At 35.0% G+C, this 2,294-nt stretch carries 2 protein-coding genes; both read right to left on the minus strand.

From position 1 onward, the window contains the following. Positions 1-231 precede the first annotated feature (231 nt). Entirely contained in the window at positions 232-693 is a 462-nt protein-coding gene (locus RAC86_RS37915; RefSeq protein WP_010886417.1) for a CarD family transcriptional regulator, read from the minus strand. A 575-nt stretch (positions 694-1,268) separates the two neighbouring features. Further along, on the minus strand, positions 1,269-2,153 hold the full coding sequence (locus tag RAC86_RS37920) for a DMT family transporter (protein ID WP_038428392.1): 885 nt from the start codon (positions 2,151-2,153) through the stop codon (positions 1,269-1,271). Positions 2,154-2,294 lie beyond the last annotated feature (141 nt).

Raw genomic sequence — 2,294 nt, forward strand, 5'->3', positions numbered from 1 at the left:
CTCTCTTCCATCCTTACGGCTCCTTGTCCGTGCCAGTGTGAATCAGGATACTAAAAAAAGTGACTATTTTATTGAGTTTTTTGGTAAAACTTCAATCTTCGCAGAAGAAATGTAAATAATAAAAATGGATTAGAATGTAGGAATAACAAAAGAGGTCGTTAATGTTCTAAACATAAGTTGGAGAAGATTTGCTTTTCATCATAATATTCCGAAATATCTTTTGGGATGTATCTAACCAAAACTTTTTATTTGTTTTTCAGTGATTCCTTTAATTACTTCCAGTTCACTAATCAAAAATTCATATGCATTATCCAGCATTTTTTTTTCGCTTGCATTAAGTGCTTTTTCTTTCTTCATACGCATTAAATCACGTACAACTTCAGCACCTTCTTGTATTTCACCTGTTTTTATTTTGTCCGTGTTTATTTTGTACCTTTGCTTCCATGGCAGTAACCTATCGGATTCTCCATGCTGAAAAATGTGCATAATGTGTTTTAATGCAAGTATATCGGTAACTGGTCGTATATTCGAACTCAATATTTTACTCGTTGGAATCATAACTGTCATATTACTGATTGACATTCTTATGACATAATACTGTTGTTTTTCCTCTAAGAATTCTTTTTCTTCTATGGCTTCAATTATACCTGCTCCGTGCATTGGATAAACAATGTTATCGCCAATTTGAAACATATCATCCACCTCCATATATGGTATCCTTCTTAAGATTACCATATATGGAGGTGTAATATCAAAATTTTAATAATAACATGATCGAATTTTTGATGTCAATAACTTTTTTGAAAAAACAGATCAAGCAAAAACAATAGGTAACGTGTCGGATTTCCAATCAGGAAAAGGTCAATTGATCCGTGTGAGCAGTTTTTCATTGGCTCAATGACATCACAGAAATGATTTGAGTAGAAATAAGAAGGAACGATATTTGTGAAATGTCAGCTAAAAATATTAAAAGTACATGATTAAGTTCTAATTTCTTTACCGATTTGATATGGATAACGGCCCACTTACTTAATGATGCATTTTCACTTATCTTGCGAACAGAAAAAGGTTTGTGGATATTGAACATTTTGCCACCGAGATTGGCATTATTATCATGGAAATTGACAACCTTCAAATGGGTATTGAGGTGAAAAGAAAAATAAAGAAAGGAGAGATTATAAATGAAGACCAGAACATAAAGAAGTGAAGGGGAAAGAACAAGGTTAATTGAAAAGCAAACTATATAAAATAGTTTGCTTTTCTTTTTGTTATGAATTCACTTCTTTTTCTTTCTCTTTAATGACTAATAAAACACCGCTCAGAATTAAAAACGAACCTATCCAAAATGTCCCGCCTATTTGTTCTCCAAGCAGAATCCATCCGAGTAAGGTTCCAACCAGAGGCTGAAAAAAGAAAAAGAGGCCTCCACTTGAGGCATTTAATAATTGTAAGCCTCGGTTCCACAATAAAAAAGCACAAGCGGTTGAAACAATTCCCAAATACAAAAGACCACCTAGAATTTTAGGGTCAAGCAGTTGTGATGTAAAAATGGTGCTAGGTTTTACAAAAGGAGTTAGCGCCACAATGGCAACAAAAGTTGAATATGTTGTAACAAGTATTGGTGAATAACTGCTTGGAACGCGTTTGATCAGCACTGACATAAGTGCCCATGTAAGGGCTGCAACAAGCAGAGAAATACCGCCAAGCTGATGAGATGTATCAATATGTCCGTTTCCCACAATAAAGAATACACCTATGGTCGCTAAAATAATTGAGGTTCCTTTTTTGATAGTCAATGGTTCTTTAAGTAATAGACGAGCAAAAATAACCATGAACGCTGGTGTGGAGGACGTAATAATTGCTCCCATTTGTGCTGAAGACAACATCGTTCCATATTCTTGTGTAACAATTGAAATGGTGTTGCCAACAATTCCAATGGCCACAATTAATAAAAGATCGCGCTTATGAATTTTCCAAGATTGTTTCCTTATTAAACCAACAATAAGAAGCGCAAGGATGGCGATGACATACCTGGTCCAAACCAATTCAAAAGGCGGAATCACTGCGACAACAACCTTAACCACAACATACATGCCACCCCAGATACTAGCGGCTAAAGCTAAATATATAGAACCTAACAGGGTATTTTTCATTTTTTTGTTCCCTCCGTATTTAAAATTAGGTCAATAAATGCCCTAACGGAGAGAAGTAGTCACTTTACTCCATTAAGGGCGGAGAAGTGCTACTGGAACATCATTTTCAAATAGTGGAGCTAAAAACATGTTATGATCACC

It is taken from the genome of Bacillus sp. LR_5, from assembly GCF_042709275.1.